Origin of the sequence: Blastococcus sp. TML/C7B (assembly GCF_016612845.1) — a bacterium.
Lineage (GTDB): Bacteria > Actinomycetota > Actinomycetes > Mycobacteriales > Geodermatophilaceae > Blastococcus.
The window spans coordinates 1329814-1354461 of record NZ_JAEOAA010000002.1 but is presented as its reverse complement, the minus strand read 5'-3'; the positions used below and the strand labels follow the sequence as shown (position 1 = coordinate 1354461).

The 24648-nt window shown below is 73.8% G+C and carries 26 protein-coding genes and 2 pseudogenes; 17 read left to right on the top strand and 11 right to left on the bottom strand.

Translation table 11 applies throughout. The annotated features are described in order from the left end of the window. Positions 1-58 precede the first annotated feature (58 nt). A complete protein-coding gene (locus JKP76_RS19470) occupies positions 59-1375 on the top strand; it encodes a D-arabinono-1,4-lactone oxidase (protein ID WP_200492434.1) in 1317 nt (438 codons plus the stop codon). A 123-nt stretch (positions 1376-1498) separates the two neighbouring features. On the opposite strand, the pseudogene JKP76_RS19465 reads toward JKP76_RS19470, so the two are convergent. The 3 genes and pseudogenes from JKP76_RS19465 to JKP76_RS19455 form a co-directional block, all read right to left on the bottom strand. After that, positions 1499-2302 (bottom strand): annotated as a pseudogene (locus JKP76_RS19465) (oxidoreductase); the annotation flags it as partial. Positions 2303-2342: 40 nt separating this feature from the next. Further along, positions 2343-3605, bottom strand: a complete 1263-nt coding sequence (locus JKP76_RS19460) for an MFS transporter (protein ID WP_309229503.1) — start codon at positions 3603-3605, stop codon at positions 2343-2345. A gap of 36 nt (positions 3606-3641) precedes the next feature. Next, complete coding sequence (locus JKP76_RS19455) at positions 3642-4823, bottom strand: zinc-dependent alcohol dehydrogenase (protein ID WP_200492430.1); 1182 nt, start codon at positions 4821-4823, stop codon at positions 3642-3644. Positions 4824-5325: 502 nt separating this feature from the next. Here JKP76_RS19455 and JKP76_RS19450 point away from each other — a divergent pair. From JKP76_RS19450 to JKP76_RS19440, 3 genes are all read left to right on the top strand, one after another. Further along, the gene (locus JKP76_RS19450) at positions 5326-6126 is read left to right on the top strand and encodes a M23 family metallopeptidase (protein ID WP_309229504.1); all 801 of its coding nucleotides are present in this window, start codon (positions 5326-5328) and stop codon (positions 6124-6126) included. Positions 6127-6222: 96 nt separating this feature from the next. Then, positions 6223-7137 carry a cation diffusion facilitator family transporter gene (locus tag JKP76_RS19445; RefSeq protein WP_200492428.1) on the top strand — a complete coding sequence of 305 codons (915 nt, stop codon included), beginning with the start codon at positions 6223-6225 and terminating at the stop codon, positions 7135-7137. Positions 7138-7213: 76 nt separating this feature from the next. Then, on the top strand, positions 7214-8182 hold the full coding sequence (locus tag JKP76_RS19440) for a cytochrome c oxidase assembly protein (RefSeq protein WP_309229505.1): 969 nt from the start codon (positions 7214-7216) through the stop codon (positions 8180-8182). A 72-nt stretch (positions 8183-8254) separates the two neighbouring features. Here JKP76_RS19440 and JKP76_RS19435 read toward each other — a convergent pair whose 3' ends face one another. Next, complete coding sequence (locus JKP76_RS19435) at positions 8255-9841, bottom strand: MFS transporter (protein ID WP_309229506.1); 1587 nt, start codon at positions 9839-9841, stop codon at positions 8255-8257. 78 nt (positions 9842-9919) lie between these two features. On the opposite strand from JKP76_RS19435, the gene JKP76_RS19430 reads away from it, so the two are divergent. From JKP76_RS19430 to serB, 4 genes are all read left to right on the top strand, one after another. Then, the gene (locus JKP76_RS19430) at positions 9920-10429 is read left to right on the top strand and encodes a metallophosphoesterase (protein WP_200492424.1); all 510 of its coding nucleotides are present in this window, start codon (positions 9920-9922) and stop codon (positions 10427-10429) included. Continuing rightward, positions 10426-11292: a putative RNA methyltransferase gene (locus tag JKP76_RS19425; RefSeq protein ID WP_200492423.1), complete on the top strand. Its 867-nt coding sequence runs from the start codon at positions 10426-10428 to the stop codon at positions 11290-11292. Before JKP76_RS19430 ends, JKP76_RS19425 begins: the two co-directional genes overlap by 4 nt. Positions 11293-11382: 90 nt before the next feature. After that, the gene (gene ctaD, locus JKP76_RS19420) at positions 11383-13134 is read left to right on the top strand and encodes a cytochrome c oxidase subunit I (RefSeq protein ID WP_200492422.1); all 1752 of its coding nucleotides are present in this window, start codon (positions 11383-11385) and stop codon (positions 13132-13134) included. Positions 13135-13256: 122 nt separating this feature from the next. Next, positions 13257-14510 carry a phosphoserine phosphatase SerB gene (gene serB / locus JKP76_RS19415; protein ID WP_200492421.1) on the top strand — a complete coding sequence of 418 codons (1254 nt, stop codon included), beginning with the start codon at positions 13257-13259 and terminating at the stop codon, positions 14508-14510. A gap of 66 nt (positions 14511-14576) precedes the next feature. On the opposite strand, the gene JKP76_RS19410 is transcribed toward serB, so the two are convergent. The 3 genes from JKP76_RS19410 to JKP76_RS19405 are packed head-to-tail and all read right to left on the bottom strand — an operon-like array spanning position 14577 to position 16465. Beyond that, complete coding sequence (locus JKP76_RS19410) at positions 14577-15146, bottom strand: isochorismatase family protein (protein WP_200492420.1); 570 nt, start codon at positions 15144-15146, stop codon at positions 14577-14579. A 10-nt stretch (positions 15147-15156) separates the two neighbouring features. Continuing rightward, positions 15157-15315, bottom strand: a complete 159-nt coding sequence (locus JKP76_RS21905) for a hypothetical protein (RefSeq protein WP_242472026.1) — start codon at positions 15313-15315, stop codon at positions 15157-15159. Then, entirely contained in the window at positions 15293-16465 is a 1173-nt protein-coding gene (locus JKP76_RS19405) for a nicotinate phosphoribosyltransferase (protein ID WP_242472025.1), read from the bottom strand. The genes JKP76_RS21905 and JKP76_RS19405 overlap by 23 nt, the downstream gene beginning before the upstream one ends. A gap of 59 nt (positions 16466-16524) precedes the next feature. Between JKP76_RS19405 and clpS the strand changes: the two genes are divergently transcribed. Then, positions 16525-16821: an ATP-dependent Clp protease adapter ClpS gene (clpS, locus tag JKP76_RS19795; RefSeq protein ID WP_200492419.1), complete on the top strand. Its 297-nt coding sequence runs from the start codon at positions 16525-16527 to the stop codon at positions 16819-16821. After that, positions 16818-17318, top strand: a complete 501-nt coding sequence (locus tag JKP76_RS19395; RefSeq protein ID WP_200492418.1) for a DUF2017 family protein — start codon at positions 16818-16820, stop codon at positions 17316-17318. The genes clpS and JKP76_RS19395 overlap by 4 nt, the downstream gene beginning before the upstream one ends. Here the strand turns inward: JKP76_RS19395 and JKP76_RS19390 are convergent. Beyond that, on the bottom strand, positions 17257-17610 hold the full coding sequence (locus JKP76_RS19390) for a hypothetical protein (protein ID WP_200492417.1): 354 nt from the start codon (positions 17608-17610) through the stop codon (positions 17257-17259). The two genes, JKP76_RS19395 and JKP76_RS19390, sit on opposite strands and share 62 nt — an antisense overlap. Before the next feature lie 98 nt (positions 17611-17708). On the opposite strand from JKP76_RS19390, the gene JKP76_RS19385 reads away from it, so the two are divergent. The 7 genes and pseudogenes from JKP76_RS19385 (at position 17709) to JKP76_RS19355 (ending at position 22867) form a co-directional block, all read left to right on the top strand. Beyond that, positions 17709-18194 carry a Mov34/MPN/PAD-1 family protein gene (locus tag JKP76_RS19385; RefSeq protein ID WP_200492415.1) on the top strand — a complete coding sequence of 162 codons (486 nt, stop codon included), beginning with the start codon at positions 17709-17711 and terminating at the stop codon, positions 18192-18194. Between the two features lie 128 nt (positions 18195-18322). Next, positions 18323-18601, top strand: a complete 279-nt coding sequence (locus tag JKP76_RS19380; RefSeq protein ID WP_200492413.1) for a MoaD/ThiS family protein — start codon at positions 18323-18325, stop codon at positions 18599-18601. A gap of 46 nt (positions 18602-18647) precedes the next feature. Then, positions 18648-19599, top strand: a pseudogene (locus JKP76_RS19375) (PLP-dependent cysteine synthase family protein). Positions 19600-19666: 67 nt separating this feature from the next. Then, positions 19667-20494, top strand: coding sequence for a glutamate racemase (gene murI, locus JKP76_RS19370; RefSeq protein ID WP_200492412.1), 828 nt, complete (start codon positions 19667-19669; stop codon positions 20492-20494). Beyond that, entirely contained in the window at positions 20491-21234 is a 744-nt protein-coding gene (locus tag JKP76_RS19365; RefSeq protein ID WP_200492411.1) for an MBL fold metallo-hydrolase, read from the top strand. Before murI ends, JKP76_RS19365 begins: the two co-directional genes overlap by 4 nt. 97 nt (positions 21235-21331) lie before the next feature. Next, a complete protein-coding gene (locus JKP76_RS19360; protein WP_200492410.1) occupies positions 21332-22291 on the top strand; it encodes a DNA polymerase domain-containing protein in 960 nt (319 codons plus the stop codon). Positions 22292-22384: 93 nt separating this feature from the next. Then, the gene (locus JKP76_RS19355; RefSeq protein ID WP_200492409.1) at positions 22385-22867 is read left to right on the top strand and encodes a DUF4262 domain-containing protein; all 483 of its coding nucleotides are present in this window, start codon (positions 22385-22387) and stop codon (positions 22865-22867) included. 3 nt (positions 22868-22870) lie between these two features. Here JKP76_RS19355 and bcp read toward each other — a convergent pair whose 3' ends face one another. The 3 genes from bcp to JKP76_RS19340 all read right to left on the bottom strand — a co-directional run bounded on the left by bcp (position 22871) and on the right by JKP76_RS19340 (position 24613). Further along, positions 22871-23365, bottom strand: a complete 495-nt coding sequence (gene bcp / locus JKP76_RS19350) for a thioredoxin-dependent thiol peroxidase (protein ID WP_200492408.1) — start codon at positions 23363-23365, stop codon at positions 22871-22873. Positions 23366-23451: 86 nt separating this feature from the next. Beyond that, entirely contained in the window at positions 23452-23856 is a 405-nt protein-coding gene (locus JKP76_RS19345) for a YjbQ family protein (protein WP_200492407.1), read from the bottom strand. 97 nt (positions 23857-23953) lie between these two features. After that, entirely contained in the window at positions 23954-24613 is a 660-nt protein-coding gene (locus JKP76_RS19340) for a DUF4337 family protein (protein WP_200492406.1), read from the bottom strand. Between the last annotated feature and the right edge of the window lie 35 nt (positions 24614-24648).

Sequence of the window (24648 nt, the reverse complement as noted above, 5' to 3'; positions counted from 1 at the left end):
CCGGTCGAGAGGCTGCCCGGGTCCAGGCGCGGGACGTGCCCGGCGAACCGGAGGAATCATGGCGGGCGACGGCACGTGGCGGAACTGGGCGGGCAACCAGCGGGCGGGGGCGGTGGACGTCGTCCACCCCGCGGACGCCGAGGCCATCGCGACCGCCCTCGTGCAGGCCGCCGCCGCCGGCAGGCGGGTGCGGCCGATCGGCTCGGGCCACTCGTTCACCGCCATCGGCCGGCCCGAGGACGTGCAGCTGGTGCTCGACCGGCACGACCGGCTGGTGGGCATCGACGACAGCGGCCTGGTCACCGTGCAGTCGGGCATGCCGCTGCACCGGCTGAACGCCGAGCTCGCGGCGCGCGGCTGGTCGCTGACCAACCTCGGGGACATCGACCGGCAGACCGTGTCGGGCGCGCTGTCCACCGGCACGCACGGCACCGGGGCGCGGTTCGGCGGGCTGGCCACCCAGCTGCGGGCCCTGGTCCTGGTGCTGCCCGACGGCTCCCGGCTGCAGTGCTCGGCGACCGAGAACGCGGACGTCTTCGCCGCCGCCCGGGTCGGCCTCGGCGCGCTCGGCGTCCTCGACACCGTGACCCTCCAGGCGGAGCCGGCGTTCGCGCTGCGCGCCGAGGAGGGCCCGGCCCGGCTCGGCGAGCTGCTCGAGGGGTTCGACGAGTTCATGACCTCGACCGACCACGTCGAGTTCTACTGGTTCCCGCACACCAGCCGCTGCCTGACCAAGCGCAACACCCGCGTCCCGCTGGACGCCGGGCTGTCACCGCTGCCGCGGTGGCGCGCCGTCTGGGAGGACGAGGTGCTCTCCAACGCCGTCTTCGCCGGCATCGTCGCCGCGGGCCGGCGGCGGCCCGAGCGGATCCCGCGGCTGGCCGCCTTCGCCTCCGGCGGGCTGGGCGCGCGCACCTGGACCGACGCCTCGCACCGGGTCTTCGTCAGCCGGCGCCGGGTCCGCTTCCTGGAGATGGAGTACGCCGTCCCGCGCGCGGAGGCCCCGGCGATCCTCACCGAGCTGCACCGCATCGCGAAGGCGGGGGAGTTCCACGCCGCCTTCCCCGTGGAGGTCCGGGTGGCCGCCGCCGACGACATCACCCTGTCCACCGCCTCCGGCCGCGACACCGCCTACATCGCCGCGCACGTGCCGGCCCGCACCGAGCCCGGTGCGTGGTTCGCCGCGCTCGAGTCGATGGCCGGCAGCGTCGGCGGCCGGCCGCACTGGGGCAAGCTGCACGGCCTGGACGCCGCCGCGTTGCGCACCCGCTACCCGCGTTTCGACGAGTTCACCGCGCTGCGCGCGCGGCTGGACCCGGCCGGCGTGCTCGGCAACGCCCACCTGGACCGCGTGCTCGGCCCGGTCGGCGGCTGAGCCGCCGCCCGGGCCGGTGGCCGGCTGACGCCTACAGGTCTCGACGTCGGGCTCGCCGGTGCCGCCGATGCGGTCGAGCTCCTGCAGCTCCAGCGGCCCGAGCTCGCGCGCGGAGGCGAGCATGTTCTCCTCCAGGTGCGCCACCGACGAGGTGCCGGGGATGAGCAGCACGTTGGGGGATCGGGCCAGCAGCCAGGCCAGCGCCACCTGCATCGGCGTCGTCTCCAGCCGACGGGCCACCGTCTCCAGCGCCGCCGACTGCAAGGGGGTGAACCCGCCGAGCGGGAAGAACGGCACGTAGGCGATGTCCTCGCGGGCGAGCGCGTCGATCATCGGGTCGTCGTCCCGGTGCACGAGGTTGTAGTGGTTCTGCACGCACACGACCGGGGCGATCGACCGGGCCTCGGCCAGCATCTGCGTGGTCACGTTGCTGACGCCGAGGTGCTTGACCAGCCCCTCCTGCTGCAGCCGGGCCAGGGCCTCGAACGGCTCGGCGAGGGAGCGTTCCTCGGGTGCGGCGAAGCCGGGCATCCGCAGGTTCACCACGTCGATGGCGTCGACCCCGAGGTTGCGGAGGTTGTCCTCGACCGCGGAGCGCAGCTCCTCGGCGCCGAGCGCCTCGGGCCACCCGCCCTCCGGCGTCCTCCGCGCACCCACCTTGGTCACGAGGACGAGGTCCTCGGGATAGGGGTGCAGCGCCTCGCGGATGAGCTCGTTGACCACGTGCGGGCCGTAGTAGTCGCTGGTGTCGATGTGGTTCACGCCGAGCTCGACGGCCCGCCGCAGCACGGCGACCGCCTCGGCGCGGTCGGCCGGCGGCCCCATCACGTGCGGGCCCGCGAGCTGCATGGCGCCGTAGCCGAGGCGGAAGACGGGCCGCCCGCCGAGCGGGTAGGTGCCGGAGGGTTCTGCGGTGCCGATGGTCATGGCCGCCTCCCTACCCGGATGCGGCCGGTCATGCGCGGGCTCAGCGCGCGCCGACGGGCTCCGGGAGTGCTGCCGGGGCGGCGGGGGGCGTGCTCGTCACCGGACGGCGGTGACCCCGCCGGACCTGGAGCGCGAGGCCGGCGCCGGCGACGGCCAGCCCGGCGCCGACCCACATCGGGGCGGTGAGGCCGTACCCCTGGGAGATGACGAGCGCGCCCAGCGCCGCGCCCAGGGCGTTGGCCACGTTGAACGCCGCCTGGTTGGCGGCCGAGACGAGGCTGCCGCCGGGTACGTCGGCCGCCTCGATCACGCCGTTGAGCACGATCGGTCCCAGCGCGAAACCGAGCGCGCCGAACAGCACCAGCAGGACGACGGCGGCGACGGCGCTGCGGGCGGAGAACGCGAACACCGCGAGGACGACGGCGACGCCGAGCATCCCGACGGCGACGAACCCGAACGCCCAGCGCGTGCCCAGCCGGCCGCCGACCAGCGTGCCGATCGTGGTGCCGACGCCGAAGAGGGCGAGCACCGGCGTGACGCTGCCGGAGGAGAAGCCGGCGAGGTCGGTGAGGATCGGCGTCACGTAGCTGTAGACGGCGAAGGTGGCGGCGAACCCGACCATCGTCAACGACAGCACGAGCCAGACCTGCCGGCTGCGGAAGGCGGAGAGCTCGGTGCGGAGGTCGGCCGGCTCGCCGGCGTCCGAGGGCAGCCAGGCGAGCAGGCCGGCGATCGTGAGCAGGCCGATGCCGGCGATCGCGGCCAGCACCAGCCGCCAGCTGGTCTGCTGGGCGACCCAGGCGCCGGCCGGGACGCCGACGACGTTGGCCAGCGTCAGCCCGGTGACCATGAGCGAGATCGCCTGGGTGGCGCGCTGCGGGGCGACCAGCCGGCGGGCCGCGATCGCGCCGACGCCGAAGAACGAGCCGTGCGCGAGCGCGGTGAGCACGCGCGCCGCGGCGAGCGTGCCGTAGGTGGGGGCGGCCGCCGCGAGCAGGTTGCCGACGGTGAACACGGCCATCAGCGCGACGAGCGTCTGCCGGGGCGTGAACCGCAGGCCGACCGCCGTGAGGGTGGGCGCGCCCACGACCACGCCGATCGCATAGGCGGAGATGAGCAGACCGACGGCGGAGACCGAGACGTCGAGGCCGTCGGCGATCTCGGGCAGCATGCCCATGACGACGAACTCCGTCGTCCCGATGCCGAAGGCGCCGATGGCGAGGGCGAGGAGGGCGCGGGGCACGAGGGGGTACAGCTCCCGGGCGCCCCGGCCCATGCCCCGATCGGCGGTGCGGCTGCTCACACCGGGGGCGGGCGGGTGCCCGCCCCCGACGAGCGGTCAGGGCTGGAGCAGGACCTTGACGGCGCCGTCCTTCTTCTCGCGGAAGTTGGCGTAGGCCTCGGGGGCCTGCTCGAGCGGCACGCGGTGGGTGGCGAAGTCGTCCACGCCGAGCGGGTCGCCGTCCAGCAGCAGCGGGAGGATGTCGGGCACCCAGCGCCACACGTTGGCCTGGCCCATGCGCAGCTGGATCTGCTTGTCGAACATGCGCATGAGCGGCATGGGGTCGGTCGCGCCGCCGTAGACGCCGGACAGCGAGATGGTGCCGCCGCGGCGGACCGCCTCGATCGCGGTGTTGAGCGCGGCGAGCCGGTCGATCCCGGCCACCTGCATCACCTTCTCCATGATCGCGTCGGGGACGACCGCCGTGGCCTTCTGCAGCGCGGAGGCGATGGGGGAGCCGTGCGCCTCCATGCCGACGGCGTCGATGACCGCGTCGGGCCCGCGGCCGTCGGTGAGGTCGCGCACGCGGGCCACGACCTCGTCCTGCGCGGTGCTGTCGATGACGGTGATCCCGTTGCGCCGGGCGCGCGCGAGCCGCTCGGGGACGACGTCTGCGGCGATGACCTGGCCGGCGCCGAGGTGCTTGGCGATCCTGGTGGCCATGTCGCCGATCGGGCCCAGGCCCAGGACGAGGACGCTGCCGCCCTCGGGGATGCCGGCGTACTGCACCGCCTGCCAGGCGGTGGGGAGGACGTCGGAGAGGTAGACGTAGCGGTCGTCGAGCGGGGCGTCGGGCACCTTGATCGGCAGGGTGTTGCCGAAGGGGACGCGGAGGTACTCGGCCTGCCCGCCGGGCACCTGCCCGTAGAGCTTGGTGTAACCGAACAGCGAGGCGCCGAAGCCCTGCTCGCGGTTCTGCGTGGTCTCGCACTGGGAGTTCAGCCCCTGCGAGCACATCCAGCAGGTGTTGCACGAGATGTTGAACGGGACGACGACGCGGTCACCGGCCTTGAGCGCGGTCACCTCGCTGCCGACCTCGCGGACGACGCCCATCGGCTCGTGCCCCATGATGTCGCCGACGGTCATGAACGGCGCCATGACCTCGATCAGGTGCAGGTCCGAGCCGCAGATGCCGGTCGAGGTGATCTCGACGATCACGTCGGTGGGGTCCTGGATCGTCGGGTCGGGAACGGTGTCCACCCGGACGTCGCCTCGGCCGTGCCAGGTCACTGCGCGCATGTCGTTCGCTCCCTCTGTAGAGCCGGAATTCGGCCGTCGCGAGGGTCTTCTGCCCCTCCGTGAGCCAGGTCGCGCGACTTTCAACCACACGCCGCGCGCCTCTTACCGAGCGTTACCGACTGGCTACTCGATGTTGAATGCCAGCCGTGCAGTTCCGTGGTGCGGACCACAGAACTGCAGGTCGATACCCCGTCGCGCAGATCACGAACCGATCACGACGTGTTTACATGGGCCCCGCCCTTCTCCCCGGGGGCACGGCAATGCCCCCTACGGAAGCTCCAGGTGCATGACTTTGCTCCACCACGATCGCCGCGTCGACGACGGTCGGGGGACCGCTCCGGCGGCCCCGGCCGGAAGCCCCGCCCCCACCCGCGCGACCGCGCGGAGCCGGGCCGGCCGGGTCGATGCGACGACACCCTCGCGGGTTCCCGAGCAGCGCCAGGGGACGGCGCAGCCCGAGGGGACCACCGACCGGCCCGACGCGGCTGAGCGCACCCGTCCCGTGCCGTTCCCGCGGACCGGGGCCGAGGCCCTCGACGCCGCCGGGACGCCGCGCCCGCGGCGCGGCCGGCACCGGGTCCCGACCGTCCGCCGCCGTCCGGCGTTCTACCTCGCCGCCGGTCTGGTCGGTGCGGTGAGCCTGGGTGCGCTGATCGACACCGCGCCCTCGGCGGGCGCCGAGGGCACCACCGCGACCGAGACGGTCAGCGTCGCCGAGCAGCTGGGCATCGACGCGTCCGCGACCGCGACCCTCCCGTCCGACACCGACTCCACCCGGCTGCTGCAGGACATGGTGGCCAGCCGGAACGCGCGCGACGCCGAGTCGACCGCCGCCGCGACCGCCCAGGCGCAGGCCGACTTCCTCGTCGCCGCCGCGGCCGCGGAAGCAGCCGCCGAGGCGGCCCGCCCGAAGGTGGTCGCCCCGATCCAGGGCGCCCGCCTCACCAGCGGCTTCGGCGGTCGCTGGGGCACGGTGCACACCGGGATCGACCTCGCCGCCCCGATGCGCACCCCCGAGTACTCGGTCATGGACGGCGTGGTCCTCGAGGCCGGTCCGGCCAGCGGTTACGGGCTGGCCGTCTACATCCAGCACGACGACGGCACCGTCACGGTCTACGGCCACATGGACGAGATCCTCGTCCAGCCCGGCCAGGTCGTCCGGGCCGGCGACACGATCGCGCTGCTGGGCAACCGGGGGCAGTCCACCGGCCCGCACCTGCACTTCGAGGTGCACCTGGGCGGGCTGGACGGCACCAAGGTCGACCCGCTGCCGTGGCTCCGGGAGCGCGGCGTCCAGATCTGACGTCCCCCACGCGCACGGCGACGCCCCCGACCGGATCCGTCCGGGCCGGGGGCGTCGCGCGTCCGGCACACTTCCCCGCAGGGGAGAGGAGGACGCATGGGGCACGACCACGGGCACGCGGGCACGGCCGCCGGCAACCGGCGCGGCCGGCTGGCCGTCGTCCTCGGCCTCACCCTCGCGGTCCTGGTCGCCGAGGTCGTCGGCGCGGTCCTGAGCGGGTCGCTCGCCCTGCTGGCCGACGCCGGGCACATGGCCACCGACGCCGTCGGTATCGCGCTGGCGCTGGCCGCGGTCGGCCTGGCGCAGCGGCCGCCGAAGGGACGGCGCACCTTCGGCTGGCAGCGCGCCGAGATCCTCGCCGCCGTCGCCAACGGGCTGCTGCTGCTCGGGGTGGCCGGGTACGTGCTGGTGGAGGCGGTCCGCCGCATCGGCGACCCCCCGGAGATCGCCTCCGGCCTGGTGCTCGCCGTGGGCTCGGTGGGCCTGGCCGTCAACGTGGTGTCCCTGGCCGTCCTGCACCAGGGGCGGGGGGAGTCGCTCAACGTGCGCGGCGCCTACCTCGAGGTGCTCGCCGACGCGCTCGGCTCGGTGGCGGTCATCGCCGCCGCGCTCGTCATCACCGTCACCGGCTGGACGCACGCGGACACGGTGGCCTCCCTGGCCATCGGCGTCCTCGTGCTGCCCCGGGCCTGGAGCCTGCTGCGGGAGGCCCTCGACGTCCTGCTCGAGGCCGCGCCCCGGGGTGTCGACCTCGAGCACGTCCGCGAGCACATCCTCGGTGTCGACGGCGTCCTCGGCGTCCACGACCTGCACGCCTGGACGATCACCTCGGGCTCGCCGGTCCTCTCGGCGCACGTCGTCGTCACCGACGAGGCGCTCGCCGCCGGGCACGGCGGCCGGGTCCTCGACGCGCTGTGCGAGTGCCTGGGTGCGCACTTCGACATGGACCACTGCACCTTCCAGCTGGAGGCGCAGGCGCACGCCGGCCACGAGGCCCCCGTCCACGACTGACCGGGCCCGGCACCCGCCGGCCGCCGCGGGTGGGACAGTGGTGCCGGACGGTCGGACGGTGGGGACGGAGGCGTCGGTGGAGCACGACCACGGGCACGGGCACTCGGGCATGTGGGTGCCGGACGAGCCACCCACCTGGGGCCGGGTCTTCCTGCCGCACCTCGAGCCCTGGTCGGTCCTCGCCGTCCTCGGGCTGGTCGGGCTGGTGCTCTACCTCGTGGCCGTCGTCCGGCTGCAGCGGACCGGCGTGCGCTGGCCGTGGTGGCGGACCGCCGCCTGGATCGCCGGCACGCTGTCGCTGTTCGCGGTGACCGGCACGTGGCTGAACGGCTACAGCATGGTGCTGTTCAGCCTGCACATGGTCCAGCACATGGTCCTGGCGATGATCACGCCGATCCTGCTGCTGGTGGCCGCCCCGGTGACACTGGCGCTGCGCACGCTGCCCCGCGGGCAGGGCGCCGCCGCCGCGCCGCGGGCGCTGCTGCTGAACTTCCTGCACAGCCGGTTCACCCGGTTCCTCGCGGCGCCGGGGTTCACCGTGCCGCTGTTCATCGCCAGCCTGTACGGGATCTACTTCACGCCGATCTTCGACGCGCTGATGAGCACCCCGGCCGGGCACCAGTTCATGCTGGCGCACTTCGTCGTCACCGGGCTGCTGTTCTTCGGCCCGGTCATCGCCCAGGACCCGTGGCCGAACACCCACAGCCACCCGACCCGCATCCTCGAGCTGGTCATCCCGGTGCCGTTCCACGCCTTCTTCGGCGTCGCGGTCATGATCGCCAGTTCGCTGCTGGTCGACAGCTTCGCCGACCCGCCGGCGTCCTGGGGCATCGACCCGGTCGGCGACCAGACGGTGGCCGGCGGGATCGCGTGGTCCTTCGGGGAGCTGCCGACGGTGATCGTGCTCATCGTCGTCCTGGTCTCGTGGATGGGCTCCGACGAGCGCCGCGCCCGGGCCCTGGACCGTGCTGCCGACCGCGACGGCGACGCCGAGCTCAGCGCCTACAACGCCCGCCTGCGGGCCATGGCCGAGCAGAGCCGCTGACAGCAGCGGCGCGCGCCCGCGGGTGCGGACCCGGCGGGAGGCCTCCGGCCCCGCGCCGGGTCCGCACACGTGCTAGCCGGCGTGCACGAGGGCCTCGCCCTCGGCCGGCAGGTCCTCCTTGGTCGCCTTGATCAGCACCGCGGCGACGACGGCGCCCAGCACCAGCAGCACCGAGGCCCAGGTGAAGGCCGTGGTGTAGCCCTCGACCTGCGCCGCGAGGCCGACCCGCGCGTCCTGCGGGTCGGCGCCGCCGGCGATCGCGTCGGCGGTGGAGGAGCTGATCGCCGCCACCGACAGCGAGGCGAGGACGGCGGTGCCGATGGAGGCACCCACCTGCTGGGTGGCGTTGAGCATCGCGCTCGCCGCACCCGCGTCGTGCTCGCCGGCACCCACCAGCGCCAGGTTCGACAGCGGCACGAAGGTGAAGCCCAGGCCCAGGCCCAGCAGCACCTGGCCCGGGAACGGCAGCGCCCAGAAGCTGGTGTCCAGGTCGACGAACGACAGCGTGAACAGCCCGGACGCGGCCAGCAGCCCACCGGCGACCATGAGCGGCCTGGGCCCGATCCTCGGCAGCAGCGCGCTGGAGGCGCCCGCCGCGATGAAGACGCCCAGGCTGACCGGCAGCGAGGCCACGCCCGCGACCACCGGCTCGTACCCGAGCACCTGCTGGAAGTACAGGCTGAGGAAGAAGAAGGCGCCGATGAGGCCGGCGCCGACCAGTGTGGAGGTCAGGAACGCCCCGCCGCGGTTGCGGTCGAGCACGATGCGCATCGGCAGCAGCGGGTTGCGGGTGCGCAGCTCGAGCACCACGAACCCGACGACGAGCAGCAGCCCGGCGACGATGAACAGCCAGGCCGGGCCGTCGGACCAGCCGCTGGCCGCCGTCACCATCTCGCCGCCCCCGCGGGCGTTGGCCTCCGCGGCCTCCGCCGCGTTGGACTGCGCGGCCTCGGAGACGCGGGTGAAGCCGTAGACGATCGAGGCCAGGCCGAGGGTGACCAGCACCGCGCCGGGGATGTCGTAGCTGGTGTCACCGGGCGCCCTGCTCTCCGGCACGACCGGGATGGCCAGCACGATGGCGAGCAGCGCCACGGGCAGGTTCACCCAGAAGCACCAGCGCCAGTCGGCGTACTCGGTGAGGACGCCGCCGAGCAGCAGGCCGATCGCGGCGCCACCGCCGGCGATCGCGCCGTAGACGCCGAAGGCCTTCGCGCGCTCCTTGGGCTCGGTGAACAGCACGGTGATCAGCGCCAGCGAGGCGGGGGCGAGCAGCGCGCCGAAGACGCCCTGCAGGGCGCGGGCGCCGAACAGCATCGCCTCGTTCTGCGCGAAGCCACCCAGCGCGGAGGCGGCGGCGAAGCCGGCGGCGCCGACCAGGTAGGTGCGCTTGCGGCCCCAGAAGTCGGCGATGCGGCCGCCGAGGAGCAGGAAGCCGCCGAAGGTCAGCGTGTAGGCGGTGACGATCCACTGCTGCGAGGCGGTGCTGATGCCCAGGTCGTCGGTGACGGCCGGGAGTGCGATGTTGACGATCGTGGCGTCGAGGATGACCAGCAGGACGGTCATGGCGATGACGCCCAGCGCCAGCCATCGGCGCTCGTAGGGCTCCTCGGCGGGGGCCTGCGCGCCGGCGGCGGAGGCGGGTCGTTCGGGGTGGGTCACGAGGTCCTCATCGGTCGTTCGGGTGGGGCGGGTTCGCCGGCCGAGGGGAGCGCCGGGGCCGCCTGCGACCATGGGGCCGTGCCGGTCTCCCTGGTGATCACCTCGGACACGCACGTCCCGAAGCGGTCGCGCGATCTGCCGCATTCCCTGTGGACGGCGATTTCCTCCGCCGATGTGGTGATCCACGCAGGTGACTGGGTCGACGTCGCGCTGCTGGACCTCCTCGAGGAGCGCTCGCGCCGGCTGGTGGCCGTGCACGGCAACAACGACCACGGTGTGCTCCGCGAGCGGCTGCCCGAGGTCGCGCGCGTGGAGCTGGAGGGGCTGCGGTTCGCCGTCGTCCACGAGACCGGCGACGCGAAGGGCCGGGAGGCCCGCTGCGCGGCGCGCTTCCCCGGCACCGACGTCCTCGTCTTCGGGCACAGCCACATCCCCTGGGACACGACGGCCCCCACCGGGCTCCGGCTGCTCAACCCGGGCTCGCCGACCGACCGGCGGCGGCAGCCGCACGGCACCTTCCTCACCGCGGTCGCGGACGCCGGCCGGCTGCGGGACGTCGTCCTGCACGCGGTGCCGCCGCGCGCATGAGCACCCGCCCCCCGCTGCCCGCGGCCGCCGTCGCCGTCCTGGCCTGCCCCGTCTGCGCCGCGTCGCTGGCGGTGGGTGAGGGCGGCGACGTGCTGCGCTGCCCCGCCGGGCACTCGTTCGACCGCGCGCGCCAGGGGCACGTCACGCTGCTGCCGCCCGGGCACCGCGCGCCCTCGGGCGACTCGGCCGAGATGGTGGCCGACCGGATCGCCTTCCTCGCCGCCGGCCACTACGCCGGCGTCAGCGCCGCGCTCGGGGATGCCGTGCTCGACGCCGGTGGGGCGCCGCCCGCGCGGCTGCTGGACCTGGGCGGGGGCACCGGCCAGCACCTGGCCGCCGTCCTCGACCGGCTCCCGGCCGCGGCCGGGGTCGTGCTGGACTCCTCGCCCTACGCCGCCCGCCGGGCCGCCCGCGCGCACCCGCGGGCGCTGGCCGTCGTCGCCGACACCTGGGCCCGGCTGCCGGTGCGCGACGGGGGAGCGGACCGCGTCCTGGTCGTGTTCGCCCCGCGCAACGGCCCGGAGATCGCCCGCGTGCTCGCCCCGGAGGGCCGGCTGGTCGTGGTCACGCCGGCCGCCGAGCACCTCGGCGAGCTGGTCGAGCCGCTCGGGCTGTTGCGCGTGGACCCGGACAAGGCGGCCCGGCTCGCCGGCGCCCTCGAACCGCACCTCGCACCGGTCTCCCGGACGGCCCGCCGCGACGTGCTGCGGCTGGACCACGCCGCCGTCGGCACCCTGGTCGGGATGGGGCCGCACGCCCGCCACCTCCCGGCCGGCGTCCGCGCCGCCCAGCTGGCCGCCCTGCCCGAGCAGGTCGAGGTCACCGTCGCCGTCGACGTCGCGGTCTACCGCCGCGCCGGCTGACCCGCGGCCCGGCCCGGACGACGGCGCCCCGCGACGCGCCCGCCCCGTCCCGCGGCAGGGTCGGCGGAGGGCCCGTCTAAGCTGCCGGACGTGACGATTGCACCGGCGCCCATCGTGAGTCGGCCGAGCCCGGCTCATGTGGTCGAGAAGGGCTCGCGGCTGTCCAACCTGCTGCGGACCACCGACCACAAGACCATCGGCCTGATGTACCTGACGACGTCGTTCGTCTTCTTCATCCTGGGTGGCCTGATGGCCATGCTGATCCGGGCGGAGCTGGCCCGACCGGAACTGCAGTTTCTGTCGCCGGAGCAGTACAACCAGCTGTTCACGATGCACGGCACGCTGATGCTGCTGATGTTCGCGACGCCGCTGTTCTTCGCGTTCTCGAACCTGATCATGCCGCTGCAGATCGGTGCGCCGGACGTCGCGTTCCCGCGGCTGAACGCCTTCTCCTTCTGGCTGTTCCTCATCGGGTCGCTGATCGTGGTGTCGAGCTTCGCGACCCCGGGTGGCGCGCCGGACTTCGGCTGGACGGCCTACACGCCGCTGTCGAACGTGGCGCACAGCCCCGGCGTCGGCGGCAACCTGTGGATCGGCGGCCTGGCCGTCAGCGGCCTGGGCACGATCCTCGGTGGCGTCAACTTCATCGCCACGATCATCTGCCTGCGCGCTCCGGGCATGACGATGTTCCGGATGCCGATCTTCACCTGGAACACCCTGGTGACGTCGGTCCTGATCCTGCTGGCGTTCCCGATCCTGACCGCGGCCCTGATGGGGCTGCTGCTGGACCGCAACCTCGGGTCGCTGATCTACTCCGCCGAGAACGGCGGGCCGATGCTGTGGCAGCACCTGTTCTGGTTCTTCGGCCACCCCGAGGTCTACATCATCGCGCTGCCGTTCTTCGGCATCGTCACCGAGATCATCCCGGTGTTCGCCCGCAAGCCGCTGTTCGGCTACAAGGGCATGGTCGGGGCGACCCTCGCGATCGGCTTCCTCTCGCTGGCCGTCTGGGCGCACCACATGTACGCCACCGGCGCGGTGCTGCTGCCCTTCTTCGCCTTCCTCACCTACCTCATCGCGGTGCCGACCGGCCTGAAGTTCTTCAACTGGATCGGCACCATGTGGCGGGGTCAGATGACCTTCGAGACGCCGATGCTGTTCTCCATCGGCTTCATGGTCACCTTCCTCCTGGGTGGGCTCACCGGTGTGCTGCTGGCGTCCCCGCCGCTGGACTTCCACGTGCACGACTCCTACTTCGTGGTCGCCCACTTCCACTACGTCGTCTTCGGCACCGTGGTGTTCGCCGCCTACGCCGGCATCTACTTCTGGTTCCCCAAGATGTGCGGCCGGATGCTGGACGAGCGGCTGGGCAAGCTGCAGTTCTGGATGACTTTCATCGGCTTCCACGGCACCTTCCTCGTGCAGCACTGGCTGGGCAACGAGGGCATGCCGCGCCGCTACGTGGACTACCTGCCCACCGACGCCTTCACCACGCTGAACATGATCTCCACGATCTTCAGCTTCGTCCTCGGCGCCTCGGTGATCCCGTTCCTGTTCAACGTGGTGCGGTCCTGGAAGTACGGGAAGCTCGCCCTGCGCGACGACCCCTGGGGCCACGGCAACTCCCTGGAGTGGGCCACCTCGTCCCCGCCGCCGCGGCACAACTTCGTGGAGATCCCGCGCATCCGCTCCGAGCGCCCCGCGTTCGAGGCGCACTACCCCCACCTGGTCGACCGGCTGCAGCACGAGGCGCACGCCGGCAAGCGCCACGACCCCTACGCCAGCGAGCTGCTCGCCGGCACGGGTCCGCGCCAGGGGCCGAACGACCCCGACCCGACCTGAGCACCGCCCCGTCCACGCGGGGAGCACGACCTCCGAACGCCCCGTCGGCCTCACGGCCGGCGGGGCGTTCGCCGTCAGGGGCACCCGCCGGGGCCGCGGAGCCGGTGCGGCACGATGACGGCGTGCCGCTGGACCCCACGCCCCGCCTGCCCGAGGACACCTCGGCCGTCACCGCCCGCGCGCTCCTGACGGTCAGCGGCGCCGACCGCCCCGGCGTCACGGCCCGGCTGTTCACCGCCCTCGCCGGGGGCGGGCCCGCCGTCGAGGTGCTCGACGTGGAGCAGGTGGTCGTGCACGGGCAGCTCGTGCTGGGCGTGGTCGTCGGCGTGCTGCCCGTCGACGGCGACCCCGCGGTCGACGAGGCCGCGCTGCTCGCGCACCTCGGCCGGCTGGCCACCGCCGTCGCGGCCGACGCCGGCGTGCGGGTCGACGTCGAGCCGGCCACCACGGACCCCGCGTCCGTCGCCGCGGGCCGCCCGCACCACGTCATCCTGCTGGGCCGTCCGGTCACGCCCGAGGCGGTCGGCGGCGCGGCCCGCGCGATCGCCGCGGTCGGCGGCAACATCGACGCCATCCGCCGGCTGTCGGACTACCCGGTCACCAGCTTCGAGCTGACCGTCTCGGGGGCCGCGGCCACCGCCCTGCGCACCGAGCTGGCCGCCGTCGCCGCCGCGACCGGCACCGACATCGCCGTCGAGCGGGTCGGGCTGGCTCGGCGCAGCAAGCGGCTGATCGTCCTCGACGTCGATTCCACCCTGGTGCGCGGCGAGGTGATCGACGAGCTGGCCGCCCGCGCCGGTCGCGCCGCCGAGGTCGCCCGCATCACGGCCGCCGCCATGAACGGCGAGCTGGACTTCGCCGAGTCGCTGCGCAAGCGGGTCGCCGTCCTGGCCGGGCTGCCGGTGGAGGTGCTCGACGAGGTGCGCGAGCACCTGGTGCTCACCCCGGGCGCCCGCACGCTCATCCGCACGCTGCAGCGGCTGGGCTTCCGCTGCGGCATCGTCAGCGGCGGCTTCACCCAGATCACCGACCCGCTGGCCGAGAGCCTGGGCCTGGACTTCGCCGCGGCCAACACCCTCGAGGTCGTCGACGGGAAGCTGACCGGCGGGCTCGTGGGCGAGATCGTCGACCGGGCCGGCAAGGCGCGCGCCCTGGCCCGGTTCGCCGCCGAGCACGGCATCCCGCTGGACCAGACCGTGGCGGTCGGCGACGGCGCCAACGACCTGGACATGCTCAACACCGCCGGGCTGGGCATCGCGTTCAACGCCAAGCCGTTCGTCCGCGAGCAGGCGCACACCGCGCTCAACCAGCCCTACCTCGACGCCGTCCTGCAGGTGCTCGGCTTCACCCGCGACGAGGTCCTCGACGCGGTGTGACAGGGACTTTCGGTACCGAAAGTCCCCCGGCTCTCCGGACTTTCGGTACCGAAAGTCCCGAGGGGGTCAGGCGGGGGTGTGCGGGCTGCCCTCCAGCTCGACGCCGGCGGTGCGGAGTTGGACGAGCGCGGCCTCGGTAGTGGCCTGCGAGACGCCGGCGGTGAGGTGCAGCAGCACCCGGGTGGTCAGCCCGTTGGCGACGGCGTCCAGGGCGGTGGCGCGCACGCAGTGGTCGGTCGCGATGCCGACGACGTCGACCGCGTCCACCCCCTGCGCCCGCAACCACTCGGCCAGCCCGACGCCGTCGGCCGACCCCTCGAAGCCCGAGTAGGCGGCGGCGTACTCGCCCTTGTCGAACACCGCCTCGATCGGCCCGCGGTCCAGTGACGGGTGCAGCTCCACCCCGTCGGTGCCGACGACGCAGTGCCGCGGCCAGGAGTCGACGAAGTCCGGGGCGTCGGCGAAGTGCGCGCCCGGGTCGATGTGGTGGTCCCGGGTGGCGACGACGTGGTCGTAGCCACCGCCCGCCATGTGCCGGGAGACCGCGGCGGCGACGGCCGCACCACCGGCGACGGCCAGCCTGCCGCCCTCGCAGAAGTCGTTCTGCACGTCGACGACGATCAGTGCGCGGGTCATCGGAGCTCCCTCAGGCGGTGACGGTGTCGAGGACGGGCTCGCCGCGGGACAGCGCGAACGCCTCCGGCGGCAGGGCACCGATGGCCTCGGCGTGGTGCGCCTTCGCCCGCCGCAGCGCCTCGGCGGGGGAGACCGGCTCGGTGATCTCACCGCCGCGCACCAGCGGCACGAGCAGGTCGCGGTCGCCCGGGCGCGCGGCGACAGCGCCGGCGGTGACCAGCTCGGCCGTGGCCACGCCGTCGCCGTCGTGCCGGCGTACGGCGGACTTTCCGGCCGCCCACCGAGCGCTTGCCCTCGGACTTCTTGGCCACCGGCACGCCGTCCCGCTCGACCAGCTTGTAGACCATGCCGACCGTGGGGGCGCCCGAGCCGGTGACCAGCGAGGTGCCCACGCCGTAGCCGTCGACCGGGGCAGCGGCCAGGCCGGCGATGGCGTACTCGTCGAGGTCGCTGGTGACGACGATGCGCGTGACGGTCGCGCCGAGCTCGTCGAGCAGCTCGCGGGCGCGGGTGGCCAGGGTCGGCAGGTCGCCGGAGTCCAGCCGGATGCCGCCGAGCTCGGGGCCGGCGACCTCGACCGCGGTCCGGATGCCCTGCTCGACGTCGTAGGTGTCGACCAGCAGCGTGGTGCCCTTGCCGAGTGCGGCGACCTGCGCCTCGAAGGCCGACCGCTCGTCGTCGTGCAGCAGCGTGAAGGCGTGCGCGCTGGTGCCCGTCGTCGGCACCCCGTAGCGGCGGCCGGCCTCGAGGTTCGAGCTGGTCGAGAATCCGACCAGGTGCGCGGCGCGCGCGGCGGCGACGGCGGCCTCCTCGTGCGTGCGTCGGGAGCCCATCTCGATGCAGGGCCGCTCGCAGGCGGCGGAGATCATGCGTGCCGCCGCCGACGCGATCGCGCTGTCGTGGTTGAGCACTGACAGCGCGAGGGTCTCCAGCAGCACGCCCTCGGCGAAGGACGACCGCACGGTGAGCACCGGGGAGCCGGGGAAGTAGAGCTCGCCCTCGGCGTAGCCGTCGATGTCGCCGGAGAAGCGGAAGTCCGCCAGCCAGTCCAGCAGCCGCGCGTCGGTGAGCCCCTGCTCGCGCAGGGCGGCGAGCTCGTCGTCGCCGAACCGGAAGTGCGGCAGCGCCTCCAGGAGCCGGCCGGTGCCGGCGAGCACCCCGTACCGGCGGCCGTGCGGCAGCCGGCGGGCGAAGACCTCGAAGACGCACTGGCGGTCGGCGGTGCCGTCGGCCAGGGCGGCGGCGACCATCGTCAGCTCGTAGCGGTCGGTGAAGAGCGCAGGAGACGGTGGGGGAGTCAGCCCGGTGTCCACAGCCATGATCGGGAAGCGTAGGCGGGCGCCGGGAGCGGGGCAGATCGGCGTCCTATGGTGGAGCCGTGGCCGGACCTCTCGCTCCGACGTGGACGCCGGAGAGCACCAGCGAGGAACGCAGCGACCTCGACCGCCCGTGGGTGACCATCGTCTGGAACGACCCGGTCAACCTCATGACCTACGTGACGTTCGTGCTGCAGGAGCTCTTCGGCTACGACGAGGCGACGGCGACGTCGCTGATGCTGCAGGTGCACCACGACGGCAAGGCGGTCGTCAGCTCCGGCCCGCGCGAGCGCATGGAGCACGACACCAGCCGGCTGCACGCCTACGGCCTGTGGGCCAGCTACCAGAGGGATGCATGAAGCCCTTCAGGGCCGCGCGCAGCGGCGAGCTCGTCGCGGGCCTCGAGCCGGCGGAGGCGCAGATCCTCGGACTGCTGCTCGACCAGCTCGAGCAGCTGCTCACCGCCGATGCCGAGGACGTCGCCGACGACCCGGTCGTCGAGCGGCTGTTCCCCGACGGACACCGCTCGGACGCCGGGATGGCCGCCGACTACCGGGAGCTCACCGAGGCCTCGCTGCGCAACGGCAAGGCCGATGATCTCGCGACGGTGCGGGCGTCGCTGCCCGCCGGGGGCGGCGACGTGAGGCTGGACGCCGACCAGGCCGGGGCGTGGCTGCGCACGAGCAACGACCTGCGCCTGGCGCTGGGCACCCGGCTGGGCATCACCGAGGAGACCGAGCCGCCCGAGGACGTCGCCGACGAGACCGACCAGCAGCTGGCCGTCTACTACTGGCTCACCGCGCTGCAGGGGTCGCTCGTCGACGCGCTGGTCGCTTCTCGGTCCGGCCGAAGGTGAGCAGCACCAGCGCGGCCAGCAGCAGGGCGAGCACGAAGAACACGTAGACCATGCCGTGCAGCTCGACGTCGTTGATCCAGGCGCCGACGCAGGAGACCAGCGTGATCGCCGAGAGCGCCAGCAGGAACAGCAGCGCGAGCGCCCGCAGCGTCACCATGATCACGACCGACGCGCGGTCGTTCGGGTCGCCGGTCACGTAGCCGCGGTGCCGGAACATCCCGCGGGCGCCGAGCACCAGTGCGGGCAGCGGCGCCAGCAGCACACCGGTGATCAGCAGAGCGTCATCCCACACGGCTGCGAACCGTATCGGTCGGCCGCCGACCGGTCGCCCGCGCGGTCGCCGCACGGCCCTCCGCGGGGCACCGGATCGGCGCCGCCTAGACTGGCCCCGTGCTGCGCATCGACCGCGCGACCTACGACGCCATCGTGGCCCACGCCCGGGAGGACCACCCGGACGAGGCCTGCGGCGTCGTCGCCGGGCCCGAGGGCACCGAGCGCCCGGAGCGCTTCATCCCCATGCTCAACGCCGCGCGGTCGCCGACGTTCTACGAGTTCGACTCGGCCGACCTGCTGCGGCTGTACCGGGAGATGGACGACCGCGACGAGTGGCCGGTCGTCGTCTACCACTCGCACACCGCCACCGAGGCCTACCCGTCGCGCACCGACGTCGGCTACGCCTCCGGGCCGGCCGCCGACCCGCGCACCCACTACGTGCTGGTCTCCACCCGGCACCACGAGAAGCAGACGGGGCTGGTCGGCGACGACGTCGAGTTCCGCAGCTTCCGGATCGTCGACGGCGAGGTGAGCGAGGAGGAGGTCGAGATCGTCGAGTCCTACCTCTTCGGCCACTCGCCGACCACCGTCGTCTACGACTGACCGGTGGACTCCCCGTCGCTGCGGAATCCCGCGCGACGACCGGGCGTTGGGCCCGCTAGACGCACCACGCCGCTGCCTCCGTGCAGCATGCCCCCGATCAGCGCAACCCCCTGAGGAGAACGCACGCCATGGCCATCGAGGTCCGGATCCCCACCATCCTGCGCACCCACACCGGCGGCAACAAGACCGTGTCCGGCAGCGGCGCCACCCTGTCGGCGCTCATCGACGACCTCGACGCGCAGCACTCGGGCCTGAAGAACCGCCTGGTCACCGAGGAGGGCAAGCTGCACCGCTTCGTCAACGTCTACGTCAACGACGAGGACGTGCGCTTCACCGGTGCGCTGGACACCCAGGTCAAGGACGGCGACTCGGTGACGATCCTCCCGGCGGTCGCGGGCGGCTGCTGAGCGGCTCCGCCCCGCCCGGTCCCACCCCCCTCCCGGAAGAGCTCCCATGGCCCGCTTCGCCTCCCTCGTCGACTCGCTCGGCGGCACCCCGCTCGTCGGGCTGCCGTCGCTGTCGCCGACGCCCGACGTCCGGCTGTGGGCCAAGCTCGAGGACCACAACCCCACCGGCTCCATCAAGGACCGCGCGGCGATCAAGATGATCGAGGCGGCCGAGAAGGAGGGGCGGCTGCACCCCGGCTCGACCATCCTCGAGCCGACCAGCGGCAACACCGGGATCTCGCTGGCGATGGTCGCCCGGCAGCGCGGCTACCGGGCTGATCTGCGTCATGCCGGAGAACACCTCGGTGGAGCGCCGCCAGCTGCTGGAGATGTACGGCGCGCAGATCATCCCCTCGCCGGCGGCGGGCGGGTCGAACCAGGCCGTCGCCATGGCCAAGGAGCTCGCCGCCCAGCACGACGACTGGGTGATGCTCTACCAGTACGGCAACCCGGCCAACGCCCAGGCGCACTACGAGGGCACCGCCCCGGAGATCCTCGCGGACCTGCCCTCGATCACCCACTTCGTCGCCGGCCTGGGGACGACGGGGACGCTCATGGGCTGCTCCCGCTACTTCCGCGAGCACAAGCCCGGGGTGCAGGTCATCGCCGCCGAGCCGCGCTACGGCGAGCTGGTGTACGGCCTGCGCAACATCGACGAGGGGTTCATCCCCGAGCTGTACGACGCCTCGCTGCTGGACTCCCGGTTCTCCGTGGGCCCGGACGACGCCGTGCACCGCACCCGCCAGCTGGTGGAGCGCGAGGGCATCTTCGCCGGCATCTCGACCGGCGCGATCCTGCACGCGGCGCTGGGCATCGCGGACAAGGAGGTGGCGGCCGGGCGCAGGGCCGACATCGTCTTCATCGTCTGCGACGGCGGCTGGAAGTACCTCTCCACCGGCGCGTACGCCGGCACGCTGGAGGAGGCGACCTCCGCGCTGGAGGGCCAGCTCTGGGCCTGACGGTGCGCGCGATCACGGTGGCGGGAGCGCGCGGCGGTCGGACCCTGCGGCTAGCCTGACCCGCGACATGGGGACGACGCAGCCGGGTGCGGACGCACCGATCGGCATCTTCGACTCGGGCGTCGGTGGGCTGACCGTCGCCCGGGCGGTGCTCGACCAGCTCCCGGGCGAGGCGATCCGCTACATCGGCGACACCGCGAACGGGCCGTACGGGCCACTGCCCATCGCCGAGGTGCGCCGGCACTCCCTCGCCGTCATGGACGGTCTGGTCGCCGACGGCGTGAAGATGCTCGTCGTCGCCTGCAACTCGGCGAGTGCTGCGTCCCTGCGCGACGCCCGCGAGCGCTACGACGTGCCGGTCGTCGAGGTCGTGCTGCCCGCCGTCCGCCGGGCCACCGCGGCCACCCGCACCGGTCGCATCGGCGTCATCGGCACCCAGGCCACGATCACCAGCGGCGCGTACGAGGACGCCTTCGCCGCGGTGCCGGGGCTCACCGTCACCAGCGCCGCCTGCCCCAGCTTCGTCGACTTCGTGGAGCGCGGGGTGACCAGCGGCCGGCAGCTGCTCGGGCTCGCGCAGTCCTACCTCGACCCGCTGCTCGCCGCGGGCGTGGACACCGTCGTCCTGGGGTGCACGCACTACCCGCTGCTGACCGGTGTGCTGTCCCTGGTGCTGGGTGACGACGTCACGCTGGTCTCCAGCGCGGAGGAGACCGCCAAGGACGTCTACCGCGTGCTGACCGGCGCGGACCTGCTGCGCGCCGAGGACGCACCCGCGCCGCGGCACGCCTTCCTCGCCACCGGCGACCCCGAGCCGTTCGCCCGGCTGGGCCGGCGGTTCCTCGGCCCGGAGATCGGCTCGGTGCTGCGCGCCGGCGCGGTGGGGGCGGCGTGAAGCTGACCGTCGTGGGGTGCAGCGGCAGCGGCCCCGGCCCGGCGTCCCCGGCGTCGAGCTACCTCGTCGAGCACGAGGGCTACCGGCTGCTGCTCGACCTCGGCAACGGCGCGTTCGGCGCGCTGCAGGGGCTGATCGACCCGGGCACGGTCGACGCGGTGTTCCTGTCCCACCTGCACGCCGACCACTGCCTCGACGTCGCGCCCTTCGTGGTGTGGCACCGGTACTCCAAGCGCTCGCCGGGCCGGCTCGTGCCGCTGTACGCGCCGGTGGGCGCCGAGCGGCGGCTGGCGCTGGCCTACGACCTGGACGGCGACGGGCTCACCGACGTCTTCGACTTCGTGCCGGTCGGCCCCGGCGCGCTGACCATCGGCCCGTTCGAGGTGCAGCTGGCGCGCACCGCGCACCCGGTCGAGACCTACGCCATCCGGCTCACCGCGGGCGGGCGGTCGCTGGTCTACACCGGCGACACCGGCACCTGCGAGCGGGTCGTCGAGCTGGCCCGCGGGGCCGACGTGCTGCTCGCCGAGGCGGCGCACCCCGACGACGACCGCGACCAGCCGCCCGGGCTGCACCTCACCGGCCGGCAGGCCGCCGAGCACGCGGCGGCGGCCGGGGTGGGTCGGCTGCTGCTCACCCACATCCCCGCGTGGGTGGACCGGATCGCCCAGCTCGCCGCCGCGAGCGCGGTCTTCTCCGAGACCGAGCTCGTGCAGCCCCTCGGCGTCTACGACATCTGAACGGCCCCGCGCTGGGATCAGGGAACCTGATCCCAGCGCTTCCTCCCTCACGGTGCACGGTGAGGTAGGACGCGCTGCGGTGAGGTAGGAAGGCGGGATGACCGGCGCGGAGGAGCTGGACGGCGTCCCGCTGAGCAGCCTGGACGCACCCCTCGGCGACGGGCTCGACGTCACCAAGGGCGACCTCGTGACGTACCTGGCCGCGGTCGCGGACCGGATGCTGCCGGGCCTCGCCGGCCGGCCGCTGTCGGTCATGCGGGTGCGCCCCGGCCAGGCCCCGTTCATGCAGCGCAACGTCAGCAAGGGCGCCCCGGAGTGGGTGCGCACCGTCCCGGTGTGGGCGGGCAGCGCGCACCGCGAGGTGCACCAGGTGCTCTGCGACGACCGCCGCACCCTCGTCTGGCTGGGCAACCAGCGGGCCGTCGAGTTCCACGTCCCGTTCCTGCGCGTCGACGAGCCGGAGCCGACCGGGCTGGTGCTCGACCTCGACCCGCCCGAGGGCGCGGACTTCGGCGCCGTGGTAGGTGCGGCCCGGCTGGTCCGCCGCGCGCTGGAGGACGCCGGGCTGGACGGCGCGGTGAAGACGAGCGGCTCGAAGGGGGTGCACGTCGTCGTCCCGGTGAGCGGCTCGTCGTTCGAGGACGTCGCGGCCGCCACGCGGGCGCTCGCCGCGCGGACCGCCGCGCTGGACCCGGAGGCCGCGACCACCGCCTACCTGAAGGAGGACCGCGGCGGCCGGGTCTTCGTGGACTCGACCCGCTCGGGCCAGGGCACGATCGTCGCCGCGTACAGCCCGCGGATCCGGCCGGGGCTGCCGGTCTCCTTCCCGGTGGCGTGGGACGACCTCGACGAGGTCCGCCCGGCGGACTTCACGGTGACGACGGCGCCGGGCCTTCTCGGCGACGCCGATCCGTGGGCCGACGCCCTGCCGGCTCCGCAGTCGCTGCCCGCCGACCTCGTGGCCGAGGGGCACACCATCCCGGTCGCGCGGGTGCAGGCCATGCACGAGGGCAAGCGCCGCAAGCGGGCGCGGGAGGCCGGAGGCACGGAGGGCTGACAGTTCGGCCCACCCGGTCCACACCGGCCCGGCCCCTCCACAGATCGCGTCCGGACGGCCCCGCGGGTGGCCCCGGGCGTGAGGGTTTCCGGCATGACACCCGACGCGCAGACCATCGCCTGGCTCGACCAGGAGGACGCCCACCTCGCCCAGCTGATCCGGCGGCACGGCTGGGCCGTGCAGTACGTCGCCGCCGACGAGGACGAGGGCACGTCCTTCGCCTACACCGTCGGCCTCTTCGGACTCGGCCACCCCGAGCTCGCCGTCGTCGGGGTCGGCTACGCGACTGCGTGCGGGCTGCTCAACCGGGTGGGGGACCTGGTCCTGGACGGGCGGGACCTGGTGGCCGGGGAGGTGATCCGTGACGACGACGGCGTGCCGGTGCTGACGGTCGAGGAGCTGCCCAACCCCGGCGAGGTGCTGTTCTCCGCCAACCGGTTCTACCAGCGCCCCGACGAGTTCTCCGTGCCGGCCTACCAGCTGACCTGGGCGCTGCCCGGCGGCGTCTTCCCGTGGGACCACGCCTGGTCGTGCGAGCCCGACTGCCAGCCGCGCCCGGGGGAGTGGCGCGCGTGAGCCTCAGTCGATGCCGAGGTCGCGGCGCAGCTTGGCGACGTGGCCGGTGGCCTTGACGTTGTAGGACGCCTTCTCGACCCGGCCCTCGGCGTCGATGACGAACGTCGAACGGATCACCCCGACGACCTGCTTGCCGTACAGCTTCTTCGGCCCGAACGCGCCGTAGGCGGTGAGCACCTGCTTGTCCTCGTCGGAGACCAGGGTGATGGAGAGGTTCTCCTTCTCCCGGAACCTCATCAGCTTCTCGACCGGGTCGGGGGAGATGCCGATGATGTCCAGCCCGGCCTCGGCGAGGTCGCCGGCCGCAGCGGTGAAGTCGACGGCCTGGGTGGTGCAGCCCGGGGTCAGCGCCGCGGGGTAGCAGTACACGATGACCCGCCGGCCGCGGTAGGACGACAGGGACACCGGGTTGCCCTCGGCGTCGGGCAGCGTGAACTCCGGGGCGGGCTCGCCGGGGGTGAGGCGGACGGGTGCCGTGTCGGTGCTGCTGTCGGTCATGCCCGGCATCCTGCCGTGTCCTGCCGACGCCGCTGCACCGGGTCCGCGCGCCGTCCGCGGGATCCGGCCCCGGGCCTCAGCCGGCCTCAGCCGGCCAGGAACGAGAAGCGGACGTGCCGCTGGTGGTTGTCGGTGTTGGTGTCGACCAGGCAGATGCGCTGCCAGGTGCCCAGCTGCATGCGCCCCTCCAGCACCGGGACGACGGCGTGCGGCGGCACGAACGCCGGCAGCACGTGGTCGCGGCCGTGACCCGGGCTGCCGTGCCGGTGCCGCCAGCGGTCGTCCCGGGGGAGCAGCTCGTCGAGCTGGGCCAGCAGGTCGTCGTCGCTCCCGGCGCCGGTCTCGATGAGCGCGATGCCGGCGGTGGCGTGCGGGACGAAGACGTGCAGCAGCCCGTCGACCTCCTGGCGCACGAACTCGGCGCACTCGTCGGTCAGGTCCACCACGACCGGCACGCCCCCGGTCCGGACGGCTCGCAGCTCAGATCTCATGGAGGGCATCCTGCTCGTCGCCGCGCGCAGGCGCCGCGCGATCGCGCGCCGGAACGGACGCCCGGAACCGGTCGCCGGGTCGTCCGTGCGGGTGCCGTCAGCCCAGGTGTGCCCAGAGCACGGCGCCGCCGCCGATCAGCAGCCCGGCACCGCCGATCGCCAGGGTGGCGACCTGGGGCAGGTAGCGGCGGAAGACCGTCGCGATACCGCCGAAGAACAGCGACAGGGCGAGGAACACCGTGGCCAGGTCGAAGCGGTCGCCCTTGTCGTCCGCGGCCACCGCCTCCTGGTAGGCGGCGTCGGCCTCCTCGGACAGCGCGTTGCCCTGGGCCCACTCGGCGAGGGAGTAGGGGGAGCCGGCGTCGGCGTCGAACGGGTCGGTGACCTCGTCGCCCGTGGTGTCGTACCAGTCGACGGTCTCGGCCAGGGAGTCGGAGAAGAACGACTCGCGCAGGACGTCGGCGGCCTCCTCCTGCCCGGTGATCCGCAGCTCGGCGTACTGGAGGAAGAGGGTGCGGTCGAAGTTGTACTGGCCGGTGGCGTCGCCGTAGACGTCGGCGGCCTGGCTGGTGAGCGTGTTCGACTGCGCGTACCCCTGGATGGCGTTGCCGCCGTAGATGGCCGACCAGTACGCGCTCCACGCCGTCGCCACGGCGGCCAGGCCGAGCAGGAACGCCGCGAGGATCTCGGTCCGCCGGCCCCCGTCCCGGGCGTCGGGGTCGGCCGGGGTGGCAGGGGCGGCGAACTCGGTGCTCACATGCATCCTCGCTGGTCAGACGCCCGGGCGGGCGT

What these genes read in the sequence shown, in the direction of transcription:
- JKP76_RS19345 (WP_200492407.1), bottom strand. Translation starts at nt 23,856, where the DNA reads ATGAGATCTGAGCTGCGAGCCGTCCGGACCGGGGGCGTGCCGGTCGTG.
- JKP76_RS19405 (WP_242472025.1), bottom strand. Translation starts at nt 16,465, where the DNA reads ATGGCTGTGGACACCGGGCTGACTCCCCCACCGTCTCCTGCGCTCTTC.
- JKP76_RS19455 (WP_200492430.1), bottom strand. Translation starts at nt 4,823, where the DNA reads ATGCGCGCAGTGACCTGGCACGGCCGAGGCGACGTCCGGGTGGACACC.
- bcp (WP_200492408.1), bottom strand. Translation starts at nt 23,365, where the DNA reads ATGACCGACAGCAGCACCGACACGGCACCCGTCCGCCTCACCCCCGGC.
- JKP76_RS19445 (WP_200492428.1), top strand. Translation starts at nt 6,223, where the DNA reads ATGGGGCACGACCACGGGCACGCGGGCACGGCCGCCGGCAACCGGCGC.
- JKP76_RS19395 (WP_200492418.1), top strand. Translation starts at nt 16,818, where the DNA reads ATGAAGCCCTTCAGGGCCGCGCGCAGCGGCGAGCTCGTCGCGGGCCTC.
- JKP76_RS19355 (WP_200492409.1), top strand. Translation starts at nt 22,385, where the DNA reads ATGACACCCGACGCGCAGACCATCGCCTGGCTCGACCAGGAGGACGCC.
- murI (WP_200492412.1), top strand. Translation starts at nt 19,667, where the DNA reads ATGGGGACGACGCAGCCGGGTGCGGACGCACCGATCGGCATCTTCGAC.
- JKP76_RS19425 (WP_200492423.1), top strand. Translation starts at nt 10,426, where the DNA reads ATGAGCACCCGCCCCCCGCTGCCCGCGGCCGCCGTCGCCGTCCTGGCC.
- JKP76_RS19360 (WP_200492410.1), top strand. Translation starts at nt 21,332, where the DNA reads ATGACCGGCGCGGAGGAGCTGGACGGCGTCCCGCTGAGCAGCCTGGAC.
- JKP76_RS19380 (WP_200492413.1), top strand. Translation starts at nt 18,323, where the DNA reads ATGGCCATCGAGGTCCGGATCCCCACCATCCTGCGCACCCACACCGGC.
- JKP76_RS19410 (WP_200492420.1), bottom strand. Translation starts at nt 15,146, where the DNA reads ATGACCCGCGCACTGATCGTCGTCGACGTGCAGAACGACTTCTGCGAG.
- JKP76_RS19470 (WP_200492434.1), top strand. Translation starts at nt 59, where the DNA reads ATGGCGGGCGACGGCACGTGGCGGAACTGGGCGGGCAACCAGCGGGCG.